Below are 25,106 nucleotides of genomic sequence, written 5' to 3'. Positions count from 1 at the left end.
CGGTTGGGGGGTTGGAGTTTGGACCCGAGGGACGGATACTCCCCCGTGGATCGCCGCATGAACGACAAATCCCCTCCAACTCGAATCTTCATCAGTGCAGCCGAGCAGAGCGCCGACGAACACGCCGCTGCATTCATTTCCGCGTTTCGACGCCGCCGGCCCGATGCGACCTTTGTCGGACTCGCAGGTCCGGCCATGCAGGCCGCCGGTTGCCGGGCGCTGGCCGATCTGACCACGCGCTCGGCCATGGCGCATGCCGCAGTCTCGCGCGTGCCCGAAGCGCTGCGCATGCTGGCCATATTTCGCAAGCACTTCGCGCGCGAGCCGCACGACGCGGCCGTGATGATCGACTCGCCTGCGCTGAACCTGCCGATCGCGAAGATCGCGCGCAAGGCGGGAGTGCCGGTGTTGTATTACATCGCGCCCCAGAGCTGGGCCTGGGGCTGGCGGCGCTGGCGCAACCAGCGCATCCGCGCGCGGACGACCCGCGTCGCGTGCATCTGGCCGTTCGAGGAACCGTACTTTCGTGAGTGGGGCATCGACGCGAAATACGTCGGGCATCCGTCGTTCGACCGATTGCTGGCGACGCCGGCCGATCCGGCGAGGGTGACGGCATTTCGTCACGACGGGCAGCCTGTGATTGCGATTCTCCCCGGATCGCGCGAGCACGTCGTGCGGGAAGTCTTTCCCGGCCAGCTTGAAGTCGCCCGAGCAATCGCCGCGCGATTTCGCCGGGCCAGGTTCATCGTCACCGCTGCCAACGGGCAGGTGAACGCGCTGATCCAGGAGATCAACGCGCACAGCCGTCGCAGCGTGGGGCTGACCGTCGTGGCGGGGGCGGCCGATCGTGCCGCGGCCATTGCCGCGGCCGACCTGGCGCTGGTGGCATCGGGCACGGTGACGCTGGAGGTCGCGTTTCGTCGCACGCCGATGATCGTGATGTACAACACCAATCGCTGGCTCTACAACCTGATCGGCCGGTGGTTCATCACGACGAAGCACCTGTCGATTCCGAATATTCTTGCCGGCGAGGAGATCGTGCCGGAGTTCATGCCGTACTACGTGAACACGTCGGCGATTTCGGCGCGGGCATTGGAATTGCTCTGCGCGCCCGGTCGACTGGACGCCATGCGAGAGCGTCTGCGGCAGGTGATCGAGCCGATCGTTCGACCCGGTGCGGCCGACAACGCCGCCGCGGTGCTGGACGAGATGCTCAACGCGGGGTCAATCGTGCGGCCACTGCACTGAAGACGGCCTCGACGGAAAGATCGTTCATGCACCGAAGGCTGTACGGGCATTGCGACAGTTTGCGAAAATAACAGGGGGAGCAGTTCAGCGGCAGGCGCACCACGTCGTTCATTCGTCCGTACGGCCCGGTCCGCGCCGGATTCGTCGGTCCGAACAGTGCGACCAGCGGCCGCCCCAGCGCCGCCGCCATGTGCATCGGCGTGGAATCGGCCGTCACAACGATCGCCGCGCGCTCGATGATCGCCGCGACCTGTCGCAGCGTCGTGCGGCCGCACAGGCTGACCGCGCGATCGTGCGCGGCGCGAATGGCCGCGTCGGCGAGCGGCTCGTCATCCTTCCCGCCGATCAACACGGATTTGACGCCGCACTGCTCCGACAGCCTCCCTGCCAGCTCGCCGAAACGCTCCGCGGGCCAGCACTTCGTCTCCCACCGCGTGCCTGGAACCAACGCCGCAAATCGCTCGCACTCCGCAACGCCGGCGGTTGCCAGCAGTTGCGTCGCGGCCGCGCGATCTTCCGCCGTCAGCGTGATGCGCACGTCGGGCTGCGCGCCGTCGAGATTCAGCAATCGGGCCACGCCGAGATTCTTGTCCACGGCGTGGACATCGCGACTGGTCCCGCGCGGAACGCGATGCGAGTAGAAAGCCGGGGCCAGTTCCCGCGCGTCGGCGAAACCGATCCGCACCGCCGCGCCCGACGCCCGCGCCAGGAATCCGCTGCGAAACAAGCCCTGGAGATCCACGACGAGATCGAATCGCTTGCGGCGCAGTTGCCGCACAAAGGACAGGAAATCGGCTGTGACGGACAGGCTCCGGCCAAGGCGTCCGAATCGCTTCCGATCGAACGGAATGACTTCGTTCAAATCCGGGTCGGCGGCGATGAGATCGACAAACGTCGTCGCCACCAGCCACGCGATGTGCGCCGAGGGGTAGCGCCACCGCAGCGCGTGCAGCACCGGCAGCGCGTGCAGAATGTCGCCCGGCGAACTGGGCTTAATAATCAGAATGCGATGGAATTCGCGCTGCGACAGATCGCTCATGCCGGTAGTGTAAAGCCCAGCGTCCGCACAATCCCGCGAAGGTCTGCGTACGCACCGGTCAGCTCCAGCCCCGCGGCAACGTACAAGCGCGTCACCGCCTCGGCCTGGCCCATCCCGATTTCCAGCAGCAGCAATCCGCCCGGGCGCAGCCGCGGCGCAGCTTGCGGTGCCATGCGCCGAAACAGACCCAGCCCGTCCGCGCCGGCAAACAGCGCCGTCGCAGGTTCGTTGTCGCGCACCATCTTCGGCAGCGACTGGGCATCGGCCGTCGCCACGTACGGCAGGTTCGCCGTGATGAGATCAAACGCTTCGCCGGAACCGCCGCTCGCCTGCTCCAGCAAATCGGCCACGGTGAACATCACACGTTCAGCCACGCCATGCTTCGCGGCATTGCTCCGCGCCACCGCCAGCGCCGGCTCGCTGATGTCCGTCGCGACAACCTGCGCGCGAGGCTCGCGCTTCGCAATCGTCACCGCGATGCAGCCCGAACCCGTGCCCACGTCCCACACGGTCACGCGATCGCCTGGGCAGTTCGCCGCAAAGGCCAGCGCCTTCTCGACGATTATCTCTGTTTCAGGCCGTGGAATCAGCACGTCGGGCGTCACGTCGAACTCAAGCGAATAGAACTCCTTCTTCCCGACGAGGTACGCAATCGGACGATGTTCGGCGGCCGCTTTGACCATCGCGCGAAACGCCGCGCGCTGTGCTTCATCCGGCCGGCGGTCGTATTGCGCATACAAGTCGATCCGGCGGCAGGCAAGCGCCTTGGCGAGGAGAATCTCGGCGCAGAGACGAGGTTCCTCAACGCCGCGCGAATCAAAATGGGCGCGCGTCCAGTCGAGCAGCTTCCCGATCGTCCAGTCGGAGGTGTCCGCAGGGCGGGTCTGGGTCATGAAGCCTCGTGCGAGCGTGGAAGGCGCAGCCTCGCCGACCGGCAAAGTCGCCGCGCCGATCTACCAAGTGTAGCCCGATGCAGGATCGGTTCAATCAATCGGGAAATTCTTCCAGGTACTTTTGCAGCCGATCCATCTCCCATTTGCTGCCGACGAACAGCGGCGTGCGCTGGTGAAGACTGGTCGGGTTCTTTTCCAGGATTCGTCCCTTGCCGTCGGTCGCCATTCCGCCGGCCTGTTCGGCGATGAACGCAATGGGATTGGCTTCGTAGAGCAGGCGCAGTTTGCCGGTCGGCGCCTTGGCCGTCGGCGGGTAGAGGAAGATGCCGCCGCGAAGAAGCGTGCGGTGAAAGTCCGCCACAAGCGATCCGATGTAGCGGCTGGTAAACGGCCCCGCTTCCTCCGTCTTGCACCATTGCAGGTAGCGCTTGACGCCCTCGGGGAAGGAGTTGTAGTTGCCTTCGTTCACCGAGTAGATCTTGCCCTTCTCCGGCATGCGCACGTTCTCGTTGGACAACACAAACGCGCCGACCGACGGATCGAGCGTGAAGAAGTGCACCCCCTCGCCGGTCGTGTAGACCAGCACGGTGCTGGAGCCATAGACGATGTAACCCGCCGCCAACTGGCGCATGCCCGCCTGAAGGACGTCGGCGGCCGGGTCGTTGGCGTTGAAGCCGTCCGGATCGCGCTCGAGGATCGAGAAGATCGTCCCGACGGACACGTTCACGTCGATGTTGCTTGAACCGTCCAGCGGATCGAACACGACGACGTATTTCCCGGCGGATCCGGCGTTGGTCAGCACGGTTGGCTCATCGAGTTCCTCGGAAGCGATGATGCCGACGTTGCCGCGATACTCCAGGCACAACTGAATGCTCTTGTTGGCCAGCACGTCCAGCTTCTGTTGCTGCTCGCCGCTCACGTTGGCGCTGCCGGCTTCCCCCAGCACGTCGAGGATTCCTGCGCGGCGCACGTTTGCCGAAATAATTCGCGCTGCCAGCGTGATGCCCGAAAGCAGCCACGAAAATCCACCGGTCGCCGTCTGGTGATGCCGCTGCTGGCAGAGAATGTGTTCCTGAATCGTGACAAGATGATTGTTGTCGCGCTTGCGGGCGGACCGGATGGTGTCGGTAGGCTGCGTGCTCATGGATGGTACCCCGGAGGACAACCGCGCCAACGGGCGCGAATCGAGACCCTCATTTTATCTTCCCCCATGACCTTGCCCAAGTGCGAGACCCAGCATGCACCATTCCAGTCACATTTCATGTCCATCAGGTTCCTCGAATGGCCAGGATAAACGTTTTATGTCGCTTGCAATCGCCCTGGTTGGCCAACCCAGGCCGCAATCGCCGGTCACGTCCTCTCTATAATCCAAGTGGGTCATGAGGAAACAGCCGCCATGTCGGCAACGGCATCGCTCAAGAAGGTCCTCCACGAAAACACCGCCGCCGCGGACCCGGCGCTGGTGCGCGTCGAGGGCGACGCCATTCGCTGCTTTGCTTGCGGTCATCGGTGCAGCATTCGCGAGGGGCGAAGCGGCGTCTGCCGGGTGCGCTTCAACGCGGGCGGCGAATTGCGCGTGCCATATGGCTACGTCGCCGGATTGCAGATCGACCCGATAGAGAAAAAGCCGTTCTATCACGCCTTCCCCGGACGCGATGCCCTCTCGTTCGGCATGCTCGGATGCGATCTGCATTGCTCGTATTGCCAGAACTGGATTACGTCGCAGGCGCTGCGCGACGACGAGGCCGTCAGCCTGCCGCGGTTCACCGATCCTGTTCGGTTGGCGGAGCTTGCCGTCGGGCACGGCGCGCCGGTCGTCGTTTCCACGTACAACGAGCCGCTCATCACGGCCGAATGGGCGGTCGAAGTGTTCAAGGCGGCCAAAGCGCGCGGGCTGACGTGCGGGTTCGTCTCGAACGGCAACGGCACGCCGGAGGTGTTGAAATTTCTTCGCCCGTACGTGGATTTGTACAAGGTCGATCTGAAGGGGTTTGACGACCGGCGGTATCGCGAGCTGGGCGGCGTCTTGAGTAACGTGTTGGCCACAATTGAGCAGCTTGTCGAGATGGGCTACTGGGTCGAGGTGGTCACGCTGATCGTGCCGGGCTTCAACGACGGCGACGCGGAATTGAAAGGGATCGCGACGTTCCTCGCGGGCGTTTCGCGCGACATCCCCTGGCACGTCACGGCGTTTCATCCCGATTACAAAATGGCCGACACGCCGCGCACGCCGAAGCAGACGCTGCTGCGGGCGTACGAGATCGGCAAGACGGCGGGTTTGCGATTCGTTTATCCCGGCAACCTGCACGGCCTGGTGGGCGATCTGGAATCGACTCATTGCCCGGCGTGCGACGCGATCGTGATTCGCCGCGAGGGCTTTTACGTCCATGAGAATCGCATGCGCGAACCGGGCAAGTGTCCGCAGTGCGCCGCCGCGATCGCCGGCGTCTGGGACAGTGCCATGCCGGTGCGCTCGGTTGGAAGCGGCATCCCCCTGCCGGTCCTCGGGCCGCTGGATTGATTGCGAATCGCGAAACGTGAACGGCGAAGCAGTGAAGAAGATCGAATTAAGAATTAAGAATGCAGAGAAAGAGCCGGCGTCGGAACGAATTCAACCAGCCGATTGCACAACAATCGAAATCATGAATAACGGATCGAGCCATCCGGCGGTTCGCCGTGGCGGTTGATCGGCTGCGAATCGAACAATTGCTTGCGCAATCGGCTCGTTGGAAACGTTTTTCTTTCCCGCATTCAACTGATACAATTCTCCCATGTCCACGCGTTCACGTGTTCTGGTCGCCATGAGCGGCGGCGTCGATTCCAGCGTCGCGGCCTGCCTGCTCCACGAGCAGGGCTACGACGTGGTCGGCGTCTTCATGCGCCTGGGTTCGCACGATCACGGGCCGCAAGGCGACGATTCGGCAAACGACGCATGTGCGGCAAAGGACTCTCGCGCGGCACAGGACGCATGCGCCATCAACGCCCACGAATTCTCGCCGCAGACACCGCGAACCGTGCCGCTGCCGGTGCAGTCCGCCACGCCGCGCGGGGATCGTCATCGCGGCTGCTGCTCGGCCGAGGACGCGACCGATGCGCGCGTGGTCGCCGGCAAGCTGGGCATTCCCTTCTACGCGATCAACTTTGAGAAGGACTTCTCCAAGCTCATCGATCGCTTCGCCGACGAATACGCCGTCGGCCGCACGCCGAATCCCTGCGTGTTGTGCAACTCGTGGCTGAAGTTCGGCAAGCTGCGGAATTATGCGGACGCCGTCGGTGCGGAGTACATCGCCACCGGTCACTACGCCCGGCTCGACTGGCGCGAAGACGGAGCGGGCATGGCGAGGCCGATCCTGCGCACGGCGCGGCACACCGAGAAGGATCAATCGTATTTTCTGTTCGGCGTTTCGACACGGATGCTGCGGCGCACGCTGTTCCCGCTTGGCGACTTGACGAAAGAGCAGGTTCGCGCCCACGCGCGGCGGCTGGGGCTGGCCGTGCATGACAAGGCCGAGTCGCAGGACATCTGCTTTGTGCCGGACCGGAATTACGCGGCGGTGGTTCGCGCGCGGCGGCCCGAGGCGTTCGTGCCGGGCGAGATTCGCCACGTCGATGGGCGTGTGCTGGGCCGGCATGACGGCCTGCCGCAGTTCACGATCGGCCAGCGGCGCGGCGTGCGCGTGGCCCAGGGCACGCCGATTTATGTCACCGGTTTGGACGCATCGACGGGTACCCTGACGGTCGGCCCGCGCGAAGCAGCGCTGACTGGCGCGCTTCGAGCGAGCGATGTGCAGTGGCTCATCGACCGGCCGTCCGGCCCGATCCGCGCGCAGGTGCGCGTGCGCTACAACCACGCGGCCGCGCCGGCGACGGTGACGATCGACGCCGCGAACGGTGACCGCAGCAGTGCCGGCGACGCCATCCGATCGGGCGCATCCAACGGTGAGTCCACGCGGCGTGTTGATACCGTGACCGTGCGTTTCGATGAGCCGCAGTGGGCCGTCGCGCCGGGTCAGGCGGCGGTGTTCTACGACGGCGAGATTGTTCTCGGCGGCGGCTGGATCGACGCGGCGGTTTGATGCGTTGCCGCGCGTAGCGAAATGGCGCGAGTCTTCCGCCCGGCAAGCCGATGAACGGCAATTCGTCGGCTTCGGATGGAGCTTTCCAATTGGATTCAGATGGAGCGTTTCACATGAAACACGCCCCCGGATTTCTCAAACTTGTGAGCGAAGCGAAGCAACACGTACGCGAGACGGACGTGCCGACGGTGAAGGCGCGAATGGATCGCGGCGAGACGTTCGTGCTGGTCGATGTGCGCGAAGACAACGAATGGGCCGCGGGTCATCTACCCGGAGCGGTGCACCTGGGCCGCGGCATCATCGAGCGCGACATCGAGACGAAGTACCCCGATCCGAATACCGAGCTGGTGCTGTATTGTGGTGGCGGCTTTCGCTCGGCGCTGGTTGCCGAAAGTTTGCAGAAAATGGGCTATCGAAACGTCATCTCGATGGACGGCGGCTTTCGCGCGTGGAAGGAAGCGGGCCATTCGATTGTGACGGATTGACGGCACGGCGATGGAAACCGGCGAATCGAATGAATGTCCCGGAAGCCGACGGATGGCCATCCGCCGGCTTCGATGAATGCTGAAGCAAAACGCCTGGAGGAGCGTGCATGCGATGGCGTGTCGGATCGCGCTTACGCGCGCGCCGGAGCGCCGCTCGCGCCGTGCATCATCTGCTCGTGCGTCTGCTTCTCTTCGCCGAAGCGCACCAGCCGCGCCGAGTTGAAGACGACGACGAGCGTCGAAGCGGTGTGCAGGGCGGCCGCGAGCGTCGGACGGATGACGTCGAACGCGCCGAGCGCCATGACCGTCACCACGAACAAAACGCCGAAGACGAGGTTCTGCACCACGACCTTTCGCGTCGCGCGGCTCAAGCGGATCAGGAACGGAATGCGCGTCAGATCGTTGTTCAGCAGCGCGATCGACGCCGAGTTGATGGCGACATCGCTGCCGACTGCGCCCATGGCGATGCCGAGATCGCCCGCCGCCAGCGCCGGCGCATCGTTCACGCCGTCGCCGATCACCGCGACGCGATAGCCTTCGCGTTTCATCTGCTCGACGAGATCGAGCTTCTCCTGCGGCAGGCAGTCGGCCTTGAACTCGGTGCAGCCCATCTCCGCCGCCACGCGCCGGGCCACGCCTTGTCGATCGCCGGTGAGCATCGCCACGCGGCGCATGCCGATCGCGCGCAGCTCATCGACGGCCTCGCGCGCCGCATGACGCGTGCGATCTTCCAATCCCACCACACCCAGCACGCGTCCGTTGCGCGCGACGTAAAGCTGGCTCATGCCCTCGATCTGTTCAACCACCGCCGCGGCCACCGACGTATCCACCCCGCGCTCGCGCAGGAACGTCTCGCGGCCGACCAGCACCTCCGCGCCGCCGACTCGCGCCGCCACGCCGCGACCGGCGACTTCCTCGAACTTCTCCGGTCGAGTCACGCTCACGTTCGCTTCGCGCGCGACGTCGTTGATCGCCCGCGCCGCCGGGTGGTTGCTCTGCAACTCCGCCGAGGCGGCGGTCGCCAGCAGATCGGCGCCATCGACGCCTTCGAGCGGGATCAGGCGCGTGACGGACAATTCGCCGGTTGTCAACGTGCCGGTTTTGTCGAACACCACGGCGTTGAGCCGGCCCGCGCCTTCGAGGTGCGTCACGTCCTTGATCAGGATGCCCAGTCGGGCCGCGCACGACAATCCGGCGACCATGGCCGTGGGCGTCGCCATGATCAGGGCGCAGGGGCAGCTCGCGACAAGCATGGTGATGGCGCGGTACATGCCGTTGTCGTCCTTGGTGAAGAACAGCACGAGGGCCGCGAGCATGAGAATCACGGGCGTGTACCAGCCGACGTAGCGATCGATCAGCCGCATGATGGGGATGCGCGTGCGTTCGGCGGCGAGGATCAGCTCCTGCACCTTGCCGAGGGTGGTCTCTTCGCCGACGCGGGTGACTTCGACCTCCAGCGCGCCGGTCAAATTGGACGTGCCGGAAAAGACTGGGTCGCCGGGGTGCTTGTCCACCGGGAGCGATTCACCAGTGATGTTCGCTTGGTTAATGGTCGATTCGCCGGAGACGACGACGCCGTCTGCGGGCACGTTGTCGCCGGGCAGCACGCGAACGCGCTGGCCCTTCTGAAGCGAGATGGCTTCGACCTCGCGCTCGCCCTGCGGCGTGATGAGCCGTGCGGTCTTGGGGGTGAGGCGGATCAGTTCCTCAATGCTGGCCCGCGCGCCGATGGCCGTGCGCGTCTCGACGATCTCGGAAAGCAGCAGGAAGAATCCGATGACGCCGGCCGCGCGGTAGTCGCCGATGCCGATGCTGGCGACGATGGCGAGGGCGACGAGTTCGTCCATGTGCATGTGGCCGCTCAACAGGTTTCGCAGGGCGTAGCCAATGATGCGAAAGGCCAGGAGCAGCGCGCCGACGGCGGCGACAAGATCCATGTGGAACTGGTATTGATAGGTCACTGTGACGCGGCCTAATTCGTCAACTGTCTCGACGACCGGGCTGAACCATTGGATGTAGTAGCTGGTCAGGACAAGGATGCCGCCGGCAAAGGTGAGGAAGAGCCAGAAGGTCGCCGAGCGCGCGGCGTGGGCGGCCGAGCCGGCGTGCTCATGGAAATGGCTGTGGTTGTGATCGTGTTTGTGGTCGTGGTGGTGGGCGTAGTGTTCCGCTTCCGCCGCGCCGACGCCGATGATTTGGTGAGCCATGTCAATCAGAACCTTTAGCCGTGAGTGTTTCGCTGTGAGCCAATTTGAAGGTGCGCTCGGGACGCATCATGCGTCCGAATGGTGGGCAGTGCCCACCCTGCGCCTTCCCCGGGTGCCTTTGTTTGACTTTTGGACGTTTTGACGTTTCTCCGGTCTATCCTACCCCACCTCGCGGGTCTCAAACAGGGCGATACCGAGCAGGAGCAGGCCCAGTGAGTACACGGCGCAGTAGCCCATGGCCGCGCCGACGTAGCTCCACGGGATCACACGATCATCCGCCAGAGCATCTACCATCCAGAACATCTGAAAGTTCGGAAGGGCATTCGCGGCGATTCGCGCCCACGTTGCTCCGGAATCCGCTATGGGGCGGATGATGTGATCGACCGTCAGCCCGACTCCCACAGCCGCGAGGCAGATCAGAAACGTTGACATCAGTCCCAGGCGCGTCGAAGCAGCCAGCGCGATCGCCGTGAGCAGTCCCAGCGCTCCGAGAACAAGAATCGCGGATTTGAAGATCTCGCTGCCTTGCATCTCGCGGGCTTTGTCGGCGAGAAATCGGCAGTCGTTCTTCCAGACGATGCTCGATGAAAGCCCCATCAGGTACTCAAGGTCTTGTTCGGTTATCGGGCCTTTCCACAATTTGCGAACGATGACCCCTTTGTGGCCGGTGAGGTGTGCCTGTCCGGGATCAGGTCGAAACTCGACGATGCCGCGCAGCATCGCGGGGTCGCTGATCTCCGGCGGGAGCGGATCGACGATCTGGGTGACTTCGTAAGCCTGAATTTTCCAGTCGCGGTCGATGGCGAGGAGAACCAGAGTGGAAAAAGAACCGGTGATCAGAAAGAGCGTGATGACGGTGGGGAGGTAGCGCCAATCGAACAGGTAATTCAGAACGGCCCCAAGGATAAGCATCGACGCAAGCGGGATCAGCCCGAGGAAAATGACGGTCAGATCTGATTTTTCGTAGGCCGCTTGGAGCACTCCGTGACGGATGACCATGTAGAGAACCAGTCCCGCGAGGTAGTGGGCGGTGGCGATGGCACCGAAGACGCCGAAGAACTTGCCGGAAAGAAAAACGGATCGTGCGATGGGCTTCGCGGCGACGGAGAGGACGGTTTTGTCGTCGATTTCGGTGTTCAGGACGCTCGACGCGGCGAAACATGCCAGGAACAAACCCTGGATGAGCAGCGTAGAAAGTCCCAGATCGCGCAGCATTTTGTTGTCATCGTCGAGGGTCCAACCGGTCACGGTCGGTGCCATGGCCAGCCCCCCCAGCGTGACGAGCACAATGATCCCATAGACCGGCTGTCGCAGGGTCTGGAGGTAGGAGTTCTTGGCGACGCCTAGGAGTTGGATCATTGAGCAGGTTGCCTTGAGCGGTGAGCCTTTGGCCTCATGGAGCAGGCCGTCGGGCGACTCTTCGAAGGACCCATTGATGGGGTCCATGGCTGTTGGTTGGCCGCAGTCGTTTCTGGGCCTGCATAAATACGTTGGCTGGCCGGCACGGTCAAGGACGGTGGCAGATGCCGCTTGGTTCGTGAAATGATAGGGAAGTTTCAGGGCAAGGTGGTACGGATGAGAGGGAGCAGGTTTAGAATGGGCACCTCACCGAACCATACTGAATGAATGGCACATGAGTTCATGCCTCCTCGCTTACTGCTTCCGTCCGACTTGGCATGCGGCGTGTGGCCCCTACAATAGCGAGCCTTGACAACGCGAAGCGAAGTTGAAACCGAAACCGGCGTAGCGGCGACCCGTGGCGTCTTAAGCATGATATGCCTGTTGCTTCACGCAAAAGCCGGCTGGTGAAAGGGCCGGTCCGTCGGCTGAAAGTGCTGAACAAGGAAACGACCCCGGCCGAAGCCGTCCGGAGCGTGCGATTTTCGTCCCGGCGGATCCTGGACCAGACGCATCACCACACCGCCGAGCGCCTTTAACGGATCACGTTCATGCAATCGATAGATCGACGCGGAGAGACGGTCGCCCTGCTCGGGGCGTTGCTGGCGCTGGTGGCGTCGGTGGTTTTGGGCATCCTGGGGGTGTGGACGCGCGGCAGTTCCATCACCGTGTGGGCGGCGGGCTTCCAGGTTTTTTGCACGATCGGAGTATGGATTCTCTGTTGGATTCAGGTTCATCAACAACGGCTGCTTGAGGAGGAAAAGCTCGAACTGGCCGAGTTGGAGCGCCAGCGGCGCGAGAAGCTCGGCGGCGCCCAGACGATCTTCGACGACGAAGACGCCGACCAGATGGAGAAGCTGGCGATGGGTCGGCGGCTTCGTTCCATCGAGCGTTATCTCGTGCCGACGCTGGCCCTGATCGGCGCTGCGGCTCACGTGGCGGCGGCGCTGCTCATCTTCCCCTGGCGGTTTCAGTTTCCACCGATCGCGGGCAACGTCGGCGGACCAATCATCAATGACCGCGTGCTGATCTTCTTCACCGGCGGTCTTGCGTTTGTCTTCTTCATGATGAGCCGGTATGCCCTGGGCATGAGCCGGCTGGCGGGTTATTCACACCTTCGCGCCGGCGGCAACTTCATGTTCGGCGCGTGCGTCGTTTGCTTCGCGGCGTCGATCGGCATTCTGGTCAATCTCACCGGCGTCGAGACGGCCGACTACTGGGTCGGCATGGGGATCGGCGTTCTGCTTGTCCTGCTCGCCTGCGAGACGGTATTGAACTTTGTGCTGGACTTCTATCGCCCGCGAACACCGGGCCAGGAGCAGCGGCCGTTCTACGACAGCCGGTTCCTGGGGATGTTCAGCGAGCCGGGCGGTATTTTGCGCAACATCTCGCGCACGATTGACTACCAGTTCGGCTTCAAGGTCAGCGAGACGTGGTTCTACAAGTTGATGGGCCGCGTCGTGGTTCCGCTGCTGCTGGTGCAGGCGGCGGTCATTATGGCGGTGACGTGCATCGTCGTGGTGCCGCCGGGGCATCAGGCGGTGATTGAGCGATTGGGTCGCCGACCGACGACGACGGCGAAACCGGGCGTTCATCTGACGTGGCCGTGGCCGCTGGATCGCGCGACGCTGATCCCGGTGGAGCGCGTGCAACGCCTGGAAATCGGATATGAGAAGGACGCGGAGACGGAGAAGCGTCTGGCGGGTCTTCCGATTCTCTGGACCAAGAAGCACTACAAGAAGGAGTATCAACTGCTGGTGGCGGATCGGGCGGCCTCGGCCGCGTCGAAGACGCCGATCAATCTTGTCAGCATGAACATGCCGGTTCAGTGGCGCGTGAAGGACGCCGACGCGGAGGTCATTCGGTTTCACGCGCAGTCCAAAGACGTCGCCAAGATTCTGGAATCGCTGGCGTTTCGAGAACTGACGCGGTACGCGGCCGGCGCGGACATCCTGGATTTGCTTGGCAAGGGCGGCCTGGACGCGGCGGCGCATTTGCATGAGGGGTTGCAACGGGCCTGCGATCAGGCGGGCGACGACGGTGAAGGACTGGGTGTTCAAATTGTCTACGTCGGAATCGGCGGGGTGCATCCGCCGCCGGATCAGGACGTGGCCAAGACGTACGAAGAAGTCGTCACGGCGTATGAAAAGCGTGAGTCGACGATTCGCAAGGCCGAGGGCGAGGCGGCGGCGACGAAGATGCTGGCAGCTGGTCCGACGTGGCAGAAGATTTACGACGCAATCCGGTTGGAGGACTCGGCACGGCATGAGAACGGCGCGTCGACGGCATCGGCCACGGAACAAGTGGAGCGCATGCTGCGCGAGGAATCGGGCGGCACGGCGCGCGAAGTCGTGGCCATGGCCCAGATGAAGACGATGAATCGCGTTTTTCGTGAAAAGTCGGATGCGGAGTTCTACCGGTTGCACCTGGCCGCGTACGAGTCGTCGCCTTATACCTACATGCTGCGTTCGTATCTGCGCATGCTTGAAGAAGGGCTGAAAGACATTCGGAAGTACGTGATTCTTCTCGATGAGCCGGACAAGGTGGTGTACGATTTGGATCTCAAACCGCCGGTCGGATTCGAAGCGCTCGGCGCCGAGCTGGCTGCGAGCGAGGCGAAAGGGGATTGAGTGAAACGTCGAAGCGTCAAGGAATTGAAACGGAGCGTCGTAGTCGTCGAGTGGGTACGGCCCGCCATTCTGCGGCGCCAAGCACGTTGAGAAAGGTCCGATGCGGGATAGTTGGATTGGCTAACGGCTATCCGTGATCCGACCCCTGCTGGAAACAAATTATGTCACCGAAAGTATCCACCCTCTTTGTTGCGGCGATTCTGTTGGCCGTTGTCTGCCTGATGATGTGCGCGTTTCAGGTGCGCTTCACCGAGACGGCCGTCGTCACGCGATTCGATCAGATCAAGGAGGTGATTCCCGCCGAACAGGCCGGGTTGCACTTCAAGTTGCCGTGGCCGATCGAGGCGGTGCATCGCTACGACACGCGGCTGCGCAGCTTCGAGACCGAGTTCCGGCAGATCGGCACCGAGGATCAGAAGACGGTCGTGCTGACGGCCTACGCGACCTGGCGAATCCGCGACGGCAAGCAGTTTCTCAAGGCGGTGGGCCGCGAGGACACGGCCGGCGTGAAGATTCGCGACATGCTGGAGAACCGGGTGTCGATCGTGTTGCGCGGGCATCCGTTGAGCCATCTTGTGAACGTGAATCCCGAGGAGATGAAGTTCGCGCAGATTGAGAAGGAGTTTCTCGAAGGCATCCGCCAGCCGGCGCGAGACAATTACGGCATCGAGGTGGTGAGCGTCGGCATCAAGCGGCTGGGCATCCCGGAATCGGTGACGGGCGAAGTCTTCAACCGCATGAAGGAAGACCGGACCAAGACGATCAAGGAGCTGTCGGCCGAGGGCGACGCGAAGGCGCGGGAGATTCGCGTGACGGCCGAGGAAATCTCCAACAAGATCCTGGCCCGTGCGTCGGCCTATGCGAAGTCGATCGAGGGCAAAGGCGAGGCCGAAGCGGCGAAGTACTACAAGGAGTTCGACAAGAACCGCGCGTTGAGCGATTTTCTCAAGAAGCGCGAGACGCTGCTGAAAGTGCTGGCCGGCCAGACGACGCTGGTGCTCGATGCCGACGTGATCGAGTTGTTCAAGTTGTTGCGCGACGCGACCAAGGCGGTTCGCGGCTCAATCGGATCGAACCAGGTCGGCGCGGTGAACATGGAGGAACCAACCCGGGCGGCGCTGAGTCATCCGTCCGGAGACAAACCGCCCATTGAGAAGCCGAGGCATCGCCCATGAGCAGCGGACCCGGTGGACATCACGATCCTTCACCTGGGCACGATCACGGCGTGGGCACCGCGGGAGGATACGGCCCGTTGAAGGTGCTGCCGGATGGCGATCTCGACCTGGCGAATCAGTCGCTGGCCGACGCGTTGCGCAAGAGCTTCAGCATTCTGAAGCTGCTCATGTTCGTGCTGGTGGTGGTTTACTTTCTAAGCGGCTTTTCGACGGTGCAGCCGAACGAAGTCGGCGTGAAGCTGCGCTACGGTCGGATCGTCGGCGCGTCGAAGGACGACATGAGCCAGGATCCCGTGCTGCCGCCAGGGTGGCACTGGTCCTGGCCGTACCCGTTCGAGCGTTTTGAGACGGTCGCCGTGAACGAGCGTGAGTTGCCGGTCGAGTTCATGTTCCAGTTGTCGGACGACGAAAAGACCGGCGGCATCAAGGGCTACAAGTACGGCACGCTTAGCCCGGAGCGAGACGATTACCTCATCACCGGCGACGTGAACATTCTTCATGCCTCGCTGACCATCAAGTACAAGGTCGCCGACGCGGTCGCCTACCTGACGAACATCAAGCCCGCGCCCGATCCGACGGCCGACGTGCGGTCTTACCCCTATCGGCTGTATCCGGAGTACACGCTGCTCACGAGCCTCGTGCGCGATGCCGTGATTGAGACGGCGGCGCAGCGCGGCGCGCTGGACATCCGCGGCACAAAGCAGAACGAGTTTCTCGAGGCCGTCGCGCTGCGGTTGCTGGGCAAGTTCCGCGAGTTCGAGCAGGCCGGGCTGCCGCTGGGGTTGACGCTCGATCCGGCGACCGGCGTGCTCGCGCCCAAGACCAGCACGGTCGAGGCGATTCTCCCGCCGCGTCAGACGCAGGAAGTTTTTGATCAGGTGCTCTCGGCGCAGTCGCAGATGGCCGTGGCGATCAAGAAGGCCGAGGCCGAGGCGCAGTCGAAGTTGTTCCAGACGGCCGGACCGCAATACGCGGCGCTGGCGGATCAGGTGAACGCGGAGTTTGAGTTGATGCTGAAGCTGTCCTCCGCGGGCGCGGCGGAGTCCGGCGCGCTGAAGTCGGAGCTGGCATCGCTGCAATCGAAAACCGAGCAATTGCTGCACGCGTCCAGCGGGCAGGTGCAGGAGATCATCCGCAACGCCGAGGTGCGGCGCGATCAGATCGTGAAAGAGGCCGAGGGCGAGTTCAATCAGTTCATGGCCTTGCTGCCGGAGTATCTCCGCAACCCGGACATTTTCATGTCACGCATGTACGACGAGACGTTCGCGGCGGCGATGAACAATGAGAAGATCCTCAAGACGTTCGTGCCGCGAACGGGCGACCGGTTCTGGTTGCAGATCGCGCGGCCGCCGCTCCAGAAGCCAGAAGAAAAGAAGAAGCCCGGCCAGGAAACGGCCAAGCCGTTTGAAGTGCCCAAGTTGATCCAATGAGCCATTCCTCGTCTACCGCGCCGCCCGTCGTTCAGTGCCTGTCGCTGACCAAGGTCTTTCAGGACTTCTGGGGGCGGGACAAGGTGCTGGCCGTCGACCATCTGGACCTCGAAATTCAGCCGGGCGAAGTGTTCGGGCTGCTGGGGCCGAACGGCTCCGGAAAATCGACAACCATCAAGATGCTGCTGGGCCTGTTGTATCCCACGACCGGCGCGGCCCGCGTCTTCGGCCGGCCGCCGACGGATACGGCGGTGAAGTCCCGCATCGGTTTCATGCCCGAGGAATCGTACCTGTACCGCTTCCTCAACGCGTACGAGACGCTGGATTACTACGGGCGGCTGTTCAAGCTGGATCGACACGAGCGGCGGCGGCGCACCGAGCAGTTGATCGAGATGGTCGGGTTGCGCCGCGCGGGACGGCGGACGGTCGGCACGTATTCCAAGGGCATGGCAAGGCGGATCGGCCTGGCCCAGGCGCTCATCAACGATCCCGACCTTCTGATTCTTGACGAGCCGACGACCGGGCTGGATCCGGTCGGCACGAGCCAGATCAAGGACGTCATCAAGGCGCTGGCCGAGCACGGCAAGACCGTCCTGCTGTGCAGCCACCTGCTGGCGGACGTGGAGGACGTGTGCGATCGGGTATGCATCATGTACGGCGGCAGGCGGCGCGCGCTGGGACCGGTGAATGAATTGCTGGAGCGCCGTGAGGTGACGCAGATCGTCGCGCGCCAGTTGGATGAGAAGACAATCGAACAGATCCGTAAGGTGGTGGCAGCCGCCGGCAGCGAAGTGATGGCGGTTGAACACCCGACGGATCGGCTGGAGGCGTTTTTTCTGCGCGTCGTGGGCCAGGCGCAGCGGGATCAGTTGCAGACCAGCGGCGCGGAAGTGTCGACGGGCGTGGCGGGTTTCCTGTCGGCCGAGAAGAAGCGCGGCGCGGCATTGGTGGAATCGCTGGTGCAGGCGGGCCGCGCGGTGCCAGCCGACGGCGGACCGCGCGTGACAACCGAACCGGTCGAGGCCGCGCCCGTGCCGCGAGCGGACGTGCTGGCAGGATTGACGGGCAAGGCCAAACCCCAAATGACGCCGGTCGAGCCGGCACCACGGCCCAGCCCAGCCGGCGAATCCAAACCGGATCGCTCGGTGCTCGATCGGCTGACGAAACGCAAGGACGGTCCATAGTCACGATCGCGCGGGCACGCCGCGCCCCGACGCACCTTCAACGAGCGAGTCCGTGGACGAAAACACCTTCTTCATGGTGATGTTCAGCATCGGGGCCTTCATGGCCCTGGTGACGCTGGGCTACGTGCTGCGCCGCGCCTTCTCGCGCCAGGGAGGGGAGATCGGTGGATGGGAACTGGGCGGCGCGGGCCGTCGCATCGCGGCGGTTGCACGGACGACGCTGGCCGAGGGGATTCGCGCCCGGACGGCATCGGGCTTCGCGTTGCTCATTCTTGTGAGCCTGCCGTTTTTCTACGTGACGGCGGAGGGCGACGGCACGATCAAGGGCCGCGTCCAGATGTTCATGGGCTACAGCCTGGGGTTCACGTCGTTCATGCTGGCGTTGCTGACGGTCTTCTTCGCGTGCCGGTCGCTCTCGGTGGAAATCGCCAGCCGGCAGATTTACTCGATCGTGAGCAAGCCCATCGCGCGGTGGCAGATCGTGATGGGGAAGTGGACCGGCGTGATGGTGATGAACGCCTTCCTGCTGTTCGTCGCGACGCTGGCGACGTATGCCGGCTCGCGCGCGATCGTCAATGGATTCAAGCGCGATCTTGCGGCGGAGCTGTCGACCAAGGGCGGCTTGACGCAGTCCCAGGCCGCGAGTCTCGTCGACGCACTCGATCGCGTCAGCGGAATCGGCAAGCCCGGCATCGCCAGCCCGATTGTCGAGAAGTTCGCGGAGACGCTGGGGTTCACGACGCAGCAGGTGTTTGACATGCTGTTGAAGTTGTCCGAGCCGATGCGCGTGAACCTGCGGCGATACGACGAGGTGCGCCGACAGGTGCTCGTCTCGCGCGCGGCCGTCGCGGCGAAATTGCCGGATTTCTCCAAGCTGGTCGATGAGCGCTACAACCAGTTGCGGGAGGAGGGCCGGCTGCCTGAAGGCTGGAGCGAAAAACGGACGCGCGATCAGATTCTGCTGGAGATCAGCGGGATGTTCTGTACGGTGCCCCGCTTCGAGGGACGGCAGTTCATCATGAAGGGGCCGCCGCCGCGCCGCGACCCGTCGTTCATCATGAGCATTCGATTCAAGATTCGAAACCTCGGGGGGCCGCCCGAAGCGGCCGAGATCATGGGGCGCACGCTGGAGGAGAACACGATCCTGTGCGTCTGGGGCATCGGCGACCCGACGAAACCAAGCTACCTCGAGACGGTGGACGCGTTCCCCGTCAACACGGCCTACGAGCTGGAGATTCCCGTTCAAAGCGTCAGCGACGACGGCACGATCAGCGTCGTCTTCCAGAATGTGGATCCTCGTGACGTCACGGCGGTGTTTGATCATGAAGCGCGCGATCTGGAAGTCCTCTATCGGGTCGGTTCCTTTGAGACGGGGCTGTTGCAGGTATGGCTGGCGACGATGATTCCACTGGCTTGCCTGGGCGCCATCGCGGTGTGCGCGTCGACGTTTTTGAGCTTTCCGGTGGGAGCGTTGATCTGCGTGACGATTTATATCATTTCGTGCAGCACGGGCTTTCTGGCGGAGGCCCTGGCGGTGACCAAGGACTACATCGGGCTTGACAGTCCCGGTTTGGCGTTTGAGGTTCGCCGCATGACGATCGATGCGATCAGTTGGATCATGGCGCTGGGTGATGTCAGCCCGGTGGACAAGCTGATCGAAGGTCGCGCCGTGGGTTGGGACGTCCTCTGGGAGCAGACATGGAAGTTTGTCATGATCAAGGCGGCGCTGGCGATAGTGATCGGCGTGTTCACGCTGCGGCGGCGCGAGATCGCGGCGGTGATCGTATGAGAAACGTCGAACCGACAAGAAAGCGAAACGTCAAAATAACGGCACCGAGGCACCGTGAGCATTGAACCGGCCTAAGGAAAGGCACTGCTCGCCCATCAACGAATGATTGACCACCGTGACCCCTGACGACTGACCACTCATCATGCGACCTGGAACCAGAAAATGGCTGTTCGGAGCAGGCGGGGTGGCGACGATCGCCCTGTCGTCGCTGCTGATCGGCCCGCTGAATGCCCAGCGGGCCATGCATCAGCTCTCGCAGCCGCCGGTTCCGCGCGAGGTGCAGCCGTCGCTGCTTCTGACGCCGCTGTTGGCGCTGGGTCGCGCGGTGATCGTCGATTATCTGTGGTTGCGCGCGACGAAGCTGAAGGAAGAAGGCCGCACCTTCGATGCCTATCAGTTGGCCAGGCGGATTTGCGAGTTGCAGCCGAAGTTCGCCGCGGTGTGGGCGTTCCAGGGCTGGAACATGGCGTACAACATCTCGGTCACGCTGAAGACGCCGGAAGAACGATGGCGCTGGGTGAAGAACGGCTACGAGCTGATTCGCGACAAGGGCATCCCGCTGAATCCGAACAGCACGCAACTCTACCGGGAATTGTCGTGGATTCTGTTTCACAAGGTCGGCGACTTCATGGACGAGATGCACTCGTACTACAAGTTACAATTCGCCCTTCAGATGGAGGACATCCTCGGTCCGCCTCCGGATGGATGGGTCAAGCCCGGCCGCGTGGAAGGGGATTATTATCGTGATTATCCGTACGACGCGCTGGCGGTGATGCCGGTGCGTTTCGAGGAGTTGTTAAAGGGTGCCGTCGTGCGGCGACTGGTTGACGCCTTGCGCGGATTCGATTTTGACGTGTCCAGGCCCGGCGTGTACTTGAGCCTGCTGGGGAATCTGAAGACGGGTGAGTTTCAAGTCGCCAACGCCGCGCCGGGCGAGCAGGAGGATCGCAAGGTCGCGTTGAAGAAGCTGATGGAAGACCCCGAGCTGGCTGACGCGCGGACGGCGCTGGAGCGGTACTGGCGAGCGTGGCGGCTGCGAAACGAAGTGAAGCTCGATCCCGTGCGAATTGTGGCGATGCAGAAGGGATTTGAGTTGACGCTGGACTTTCGCCTGCCCGAGGCTCACGCGCTGTACTGGGCGAACATGGGGATGGAAAAGGGTGCGGACCCCAAGACCCGGCTTGATATTCATCGGCTGAACACCAACCGCATCGAGTTTTTCTGTTTGCAGAAGATGTTTCACCGCGGGCGGCTGACGATGAGCCGTCAGGCCAAGCTGGGCGAACCGCCGCTGATGTCGCCGGACGTGCGGGTGATTCCGGCGCTGATGCGGGCGTTTCTGGAGGACTCCAAGGAGTACCTCAAGACCGAACGGCAGCAGTCGCCCGTTTCGGAGAACTTCAAATCTACGTTCGTCAACTTCATGCGAACGGCGATCCTGCGTCTGCACGAGCAGAACCAGAACGCCAAAGCCCGGGAGCTGTTCGACTACCTGGCGAAGACGTTTCCCGATCCGATGTATGAACGCGGGCTGGACGGGTTCCTCGAGGCGCAGTTCAAGTTCGACCGGGAGATCAACGATTATCCCAAGGCGCTGGCGCGCGTCGAGGCCCTCATCGCCCGCGGCCTGCTCGAATACGCCTACGACGAGGACGAAAGCGCGCTGCGATACCTGAATCGGGCCAGAGAGGTTTACGACGGATACCACAAAAGCATCGTCTCGGGCCGACAGAAGTTCTCCCAGACCTTTCCGCAGATGGTTCAGCGGATCGCACACGAGTACGGCGGACGCATGTATCGCGCCACGTACGAGAACATCTGTGCCAAGCTGGGCATCCCGCCGCTTCCGCCGGGCGAAGACACGGCCACCACACGTCCGAGCTGATGCCGCCGCGGGGACGCGCCGTTACCTGTGAAGCAGCGACATGACTTCAGCACGCGTCGCGGTGTTGGTCCGGCACAGGCCCAGCACGGCCGACGTGACCATCACGCTGCCGGGTTTCTTCACGCCGCGGCAGGTCATGCACGAGTGCTCGGCCTCAAACACCACCGCCACGCCCTTGGCCCCCAGTTCCTGCATGAGAATTTCCGCGACCTGGGTTGTCAGCCGCTCCTGCACCTGTGGGCGATGGGCGAAGGCGTCAACGACCCGTGCCATTTTAGACAAGCCGATGACCTTGCCGTCGGGCAGGTAAGCGATGTGCGCCCGGCCCATGAACGGAAGCAAGTGGTGCTCGCACATGGAGTAAAAGGGGATGTCGCGCAGCACGACCAGTTCGTCGTATTTTTCCTCGAAGAAGGTTTGCAGATGCCGACGCGGATCCGTCGCCAGCCCCTCGAACATTTCGGCATACATCCGTGCGACCCGCTGCGGCGTCATGCGAAGCCCCTCGCGATCAGGGTTCTCACCGACGGCCAGGAGAATCTCGCGCACGGCAGCGGCGATGCGGTCCAGATCAAATTGCGGTGCGTCGTCGGCTTTCATCGGAGAGCAAGCCTCGTGGAGATACGCGGCGAATGGAAACGCGGGGCCTAGGGGTCAGGCGTCGTACTTCTCGCTGGTGGCCAGGTCAAAGCCGCCATGGGCGGGATTATATCCGACGCCGCGGAACTCGGCCCGGCAACGGTAGCAGACCGTGACGCGCCCAACGAACAGATAAATCAGCGCGTCCACCGCCACCAGCGAGCCGAGCGTGGCAAACGTGGCGACGACGTTGTGGAAGTAATAGAAGATGGACGCTACCACGCCAAAAATGATCACCGTCAACAGGCCCAGCCGCTGGGGAAAGTCCTTGCGGATGAAAAACTCGCTCCCGCGGCAGACGGGGCAGGATTCGACGCGCCCGGCGGCCAACTCGTCGGAAACGTTCAGCGTGACCGATTCGCCGCAACGCGGACAGGCGCAGGCATACGAGCCGGCCAGGGCCGATTGGCGTGGCAGCCGCGCACGACAGGTGCGACCGGGGCAGCGTGGGGCGATGGTCGGATGCATGATGGCGTGTCTTCTCCGTGTGCGAATCGCGCGACCGCGTGCGGTCAGGCTTCGATGGGTTCCAGGCCGATGATCTCGCGCCGGGTTCGGCGGTCGATCAGCGGCACAACGGTGTTCATCATCAGGATCGACCAGTAACACTCGCCTTCGACGACGCCGTACAAGCGCATGAAGATCGTGAGAATGCCTGCTCCGACGGCGAAGGCGATTTGCCCGCGCACGCGAAGGGGGGTCGCTATCATGTCACCTGCCAGGAGAAACGCGCCAAGCATCAACTGGCCCGACGTCAAGTGATACAGCACGTAGGCGAGGCCGACCGCGCGCCCGTCCTCCACCGCCAGCCCCGGGAACCACAGGTAAGCGTTGCCGGGCTGGGCGCTCTCCACGGGAAAGACAACCGCCGCCGCGGCCGCCGCCGCAAGCATGGCGACCGGTAACTGCCAGCGAAGGTACCCCCTGTAAATGAGATACAGTCCGGCAACGATGATGGCCAGGACACAGGTCTCGCCCAGACCGCCGGGGACGGTCCCCAGAACCGTATCGATCCAGGGTGGGAGATGATCGCGAATCAACGGCAGATAGTTCAGATCGCCATCGGGCGCGAGGTGACCCTCGGCGAATGCACGCAGCGTCGCCGCGGGAACGGGCATCAGCCAGGCATCCTGGGGCGAGGGGCCGCCGGAACCACTCCAGCCGCCGTACGTCGCCACGTCGATCGGAACAGCGCGGGATAGTTTGCCGACCAGCAGGTGCCCCGGCGCGAGGACCGGCCATGAGGCGGCGCTGCCGGTCATGGCAAAGGCGGAGGAGAAGACAAACTGCGCGACGACGCGACCCACGAGCGCGGGCTGCCACAGATACCGCCCCTCGCCGACAAACAGACCTTTTGCGAGAATCACGGCGACGGCTGCGGCGACCGCGCCGACGTACCACGGCGCCGTCGCCGGCAGCGTGAGTGCGACGAGCAGACCCGTCAGCGTCGAATGGGTGACTCCGCCGATGGAACGCTTGCGGCTGACGCCGTACCAAATCGCTTCACACGCCACGGCTGCCAGAACCGTCACCGTCAGGCTGCGCAGGGCCGCCAGGCCGAACAGCACGACGCCGCTCAAGGCGCAGATCGCCGCGGCAAAGATCCACGCGCGCAGAATATCGTCGATTGAGCTGCCGCTCAAGCGATGCGGCGCGGCCCGCGCCGCGGACGAAACCGGGAGCATCCACGAGGCCGTTGTCATCGTGCGCTTCCTTTGCCGTTGCCCGACGGCGGTTTCAATCGCAATCGCTCCGCGCGGATGGTTTCGGCCAGCGGGAGTTTTGATGGGCAGACATACGTGCAGAGGCCGCAGTCGATGCAGGCGTTGACTTCGGCCGCGTAGGTCGTCGAACGCCGCGCATAGTCCGGGTCAATCAGCGACGTCGGCGATAGTCCGACCGGGCAGTCTTCCACGCACCAGCCGCAGTGCACGCACGGCGCGGCCGGCGCTTCTTCCGCCTCGGCAAACAGCAGGAGGGCAATGGTATCGGCCGTCACCACGGCCTGATCGCTGGTCACGGCGAGACCCGTGAACGGCCCGCCCCAGACGGCGGATTTGACCGGACGATACTGTCCGACGCGCTCGGCCAGCTCGCGCAGCGGTGTTCCGATGGCCACGCGATAGGTTCCGGCGTGATCCACCGCGTCCCCCGCGACGGTCATCAGGACATGCGTCATCGGTTCGCTGTGCCACAAGGCGTGGCCCATGGCACGCACCGTGGAAAGCGGCAGGACCAGCGTTTCGGTGTCCAGCGCGCCGCCGCCGGGTGGGACTTCGCGATCGAGCAGCGTCTTGATCAGCATTGTCGGATGGCACTGGGGGTACTTGTCGCTTAGTGCCGCGATTTCGACATATCGACCGGCTGCCTCGGCCTCCAGCCGCTTGACCACGCGCCGATGGCGATAGGGAACCGCCAAGTACACATTGACCACGCCCACGGCGTCGGCAATCTCGCAAACGGTGTCGATCAGCAGACCAGGCTCTTCCACCAGCGTCCGAAGGTCCGCCGTGAGATACGGCTCGGTCTCCATTCCGTTGATGATGAGGTCGGTCACGCCGGCGGCGATGGCGCGTTGCAGAACGACATGCGCCGGCTGGCGCGGGTTCACACAGACCACCGCGCGATCCATGAGTCGACCCAGGAACGATTCATGGTGCATGGTCGGATCCGGCGGAGCGGCCTCATCACGCCCGTCGGGCAACAGCACCACGCCGGGCAGCGCGCCGTCCGCGACCGTCTCGACCGGCTCGAAGGCGTCGATGCGACCGGAAGTCGGTGCGTAGGATGGGATGCCGTCGGACGTTTGCGGAATGGCCAGCCGTTGGCCGCGGAGGACGCGATCACCGACGGCGACGGCGGCGGTCGTCGGCAGGTCGGGCCGGAAGCAGAGCGGGACATGCAGCGCCGCGGTGACTGGCAACTTCTGAATGGCGCGCTTGGCCGAGACGCTCTTGAAGTCCGGCAGATACAGACCCCCCTCGAAGTCTTTTCGCGGGCCGAGGATGTCGAGCAGGATGGACATGAA

19 protein-coding genes are annotated in these 25,106 nt (G+C 63.5%); 10 read left to right on the top strand and 9 right to left on the bottom strand.

All coding sequences use genetic code 11. From position 1 onward, the window contains the following. Positions 1 to 57: 57 nt before the first annotated feature. Positions 58 to 1,248, top strand: a complete 1,191-nt coding sequence (gene lpxB, locus HRU71_07535; GenBank protein QOJ03348.1) for a lipid-A-disaccharide synthase — start codon at positions 58 to 60, stop codon at positions 1,246 to 1,248. Here the strand turns inward: lpxB and rfaQ are convergent. From rfaQ to fbp, 3 genes are all read right to left on the bottom strand, one after another. Next, entirely contained in the window at positions 1,214 to 2,287 is a 1,074-nt protein-coding gene (gene rfaQ / locus HRU71_07530) for a putative lipopolysaccharide heptosyltransferase III (protein ID QOJ03347.1), read from the bottom strand. The genes lpxB and rfaQ overlap by 35 nt on opposite strands. After that, complete coding sequence (prmC, locus tag HRU71_07525) at positions 2,284 to 3,180, bottom strand: peptide chain release factor N(5)-glutamine methyltransferase (protein QOJ03346.1); 897 nt, start codon at positions 3,178 to 3,180, stop codon at positions 2,284 to 2,286. The genes rfaQ and prmC overlap by 4 nt, the downstream gene beginning before the upstream one ends. Before the next feature lie 94 nt (positions 3,181 to 3,274). Then, a complete protein-coding gene (gene fbp, locus HRU71_07520) occupies positions 3,275 to 4,324 on the bottom strand; it encodes a class 1 fructose-bisphosphatase (GenBank protein QOJ03345.1) in 1,050 nt (349 codons plus the stop codon). Positions 4,325 to 4,576: 252 nt separating this feature from the next. Between fbp and amrS the strand changes: the two genes are divergently transcribed. The 3 genes from amrS (at position 4,577) to HRU71_07505 (ending at position 7,741) form a co-directional block, all read left to right on the top strand. Further along, entirely contained in the window at positions 4,577 to 5,701 is a 1,125-nt protein-coding gene (gene amrS / locus HRU71_07515; GenBank protein ID QOJ03344.1) for an AmmeMemoRadiSam system radical SAM enzyme, read from the top strand. Positions 5,702 to 5,981: 280 nt separating this feature from the next. Continuing rightward, positions 5,982 to 7,256 (top strand): tRNA 2-thiouridine(34) synthase MnmA, encoded by a 1,275-nt coding sequence (gene mnmA, locus HRU71_07510; GenBank protein QOJ04949.1) that lies wholly within the window; start codon positions 5,982 to 5,984, stop codon positions 7,254 to 7,256. A 113-nt stretch (positions 7,257 to 7,369) separates the two neighbouring features. Then, positions 7,370 to 7,741, top strand: coding sequence for a sulfurtransferase (locus HRU71_07505; protein QOJ03343.1), 372 nt, complete (start codon positions 7,370 to 7,372; stop codon positions 7,739 to 7,741). Between the two features lie 131 nt (positions 7,742 to 7,872). Here HRU71_07505 and HRU71_07500 read toward each other — a convergent pair whose 3' ends face one another. Then, positions 7,873 to 9,948: a cation-translocating P-type ATPase gene (locus HRU71_07500; protein ID QOJ03342.1), complete on the bottom strand. Its 2,076-nt coding sequence runs from the start codon at positions 9,946 to 9,948 to the stop codon at positions 7,873 to 7,875. 159 nt (positions 9,949 to 10,107) lie between these two features. Continuing rightward, complete coding sequence (locus HRU71_07495; protein QOJ03341.1) at positions 10,108 to 11,394, bottom strand: hypothetical protein; 1,287 nt, start codon at positions 11,392 to 11,394, stop codon at positions 10,108 to 10,110. Between the two features lie 503 nt (positions 11,395 to 11,897). Between HRU71_07495 and HRU71_07490 the strand changes: the two genes are divergently transcribed. The 6 genes from HRU71_07490 (at position 11,898) to HRU71_07465 (ending at position 21,439) form a co-directional block, all read left to right on the top strand. Beyond that, positions 11,898 to 13,976 carry a hypothetical protein gene (locus HRU71_07490; protein ID QOJ03340.1) on the top strand — a complete coding sequence of 693 codons (2,079 nt, stop codon included), beginning with the start codon at positions 11,898 to 11,900 and terminating at the stop codon, positions 13,974 to 13,976. Between the two features lie 161 nt (positions 13,977 to 14,137). Continuing rightward, positions 14,138 to 15,151 (top strand): protease modulator HflC, encoded by a 1,014-nt coding sequence (locus HRU71_07485; GenBank protein ID QOJ03339.1) that lies wholly within the window; start codon positions 14,138 to 14,140, stop codon positions 15,149 to 15,151. After that, entirely contained in the window at positions 15,148 to 16,581 is a 1,434-nt protein-coding gene (locus HRU71_07480) for a hypothetical protein (protein QOJ03338.1), read from the top strand. Before HRU71_07485 ends, HRU71_07480 begins: the two co-directional genes overlap by 4 nt. Beyond that, on the top strand, positions 16,578 to 17,765 hold the full coding sequence (locus HRU71_07475; protein ID QOJ03337.1) for an ABC transporter ATP-binding protein: 1,188 nt from the start codon (positions 16,578 to 16,580) through the stop codon (positions 17,763 to 17,765). Before HRU71_07480 ends, HRU71_07475 begins: the two co-directional genes overlap by 4 nt. 52 nt (positions 17,766 to 17,817) lie before the next feature. After that, positions 17,818 to 19,554, top strand: a complete 1,737-nt coding sequence (locus tag HRU71_07470) for an ABC transporter permease (GenBank protein QOJ03336.1) — start codon at positions 17,818 to 17,820, stop codon at positions 19,552 to 19,554. Positions 19,555 to 19,696: 142 nt separating this feature from the next. Next, the gene (locus tag HRU71_07465; GenBank protein QOJ03335.1) at positions 19,697 to 21,439 is read left to right on the top strand and encodes a hypothetical protein; all 1,743 of its coding nucleotides are present in this window, start codon (positions 19,697 to 19,699) and stop codon (positions 21,437 to 21,439) included. Between the two features lie 21 nt (positions 21,440 to 21,460). Here the strand turns inward: HRU71_07465 and folE are convergent, their stop codons facing one another. From folE to HRU71_07445, 4 genes are read right to left on the bottom strand one after another with little or no spacing between them, the layout of a single operon-like run. After that, positions 21,461 to 22,039 (bottom strand): GTP cyclohydrolase I FolE, encoded by a 579-nt coding sequence (gene folE, locus HRU71_07460; protein QOJ03334.1) that lies wholly within the window; start codon positions 22,037 to 22,039, stop codon positions 21,461 to 21,463. 54 nt (positions 22,040 to 22,093) lie between these two features. Next, positions 22,094 to 22,546, bottom strand: a complete 453-nt coding sequence (locus HRU71_07455; protein QOJ03333.1) for a hypothetical protein — start codon at positions 22,544 to 22,546, stop codon at positions 22,094 to 22,096. Between the two features lie 44 nt (positions 22,547 to 22,590). Further along, the gene (locus HRU71_07450) at positions 22,591 to 23,781 is read right to left on the bottom strand and encodes an RnfABCDGE type electron transport complex subunit D (protein ID QOJ03332.1); all 1,191 of its coding nucleotides are present in this window, start codon (positions 23,779 to 23,781) and stop codon (positions 22,591 to 22,593) included. Continuing rightward, positions 23,778 to 25,103, bottom strand: a complete 1,326-nt coding sequence (locus tag HRU71_07445) for a 4Fe-4S dicluster domain-containing protein (GenBank protein ID QOJ03331.1) — start codon at positions 25,101 to 25,103, stop codon at positions 23,778 to 23,780. Before HRU71_07445 ends, HRU71_07450 begins: the two co-directional genes overlap by 4 nt. Between the last annotated feature and the right edge of the window lie 3 nt (positions 25,104 to 25,106).

This window comes from Planctomycetia bacterium, assembly GCA_015200345.1.
Taxonomy (GTDB): Bacteria; Planctomycetota; Phycisphaerae; order UBA1845; family UTPLA1; genus PLA3.
Note: the sequence above shows the minus strand (reverse complement) of the source record. Positions and strands in the feature narration are given on the sequence as shown.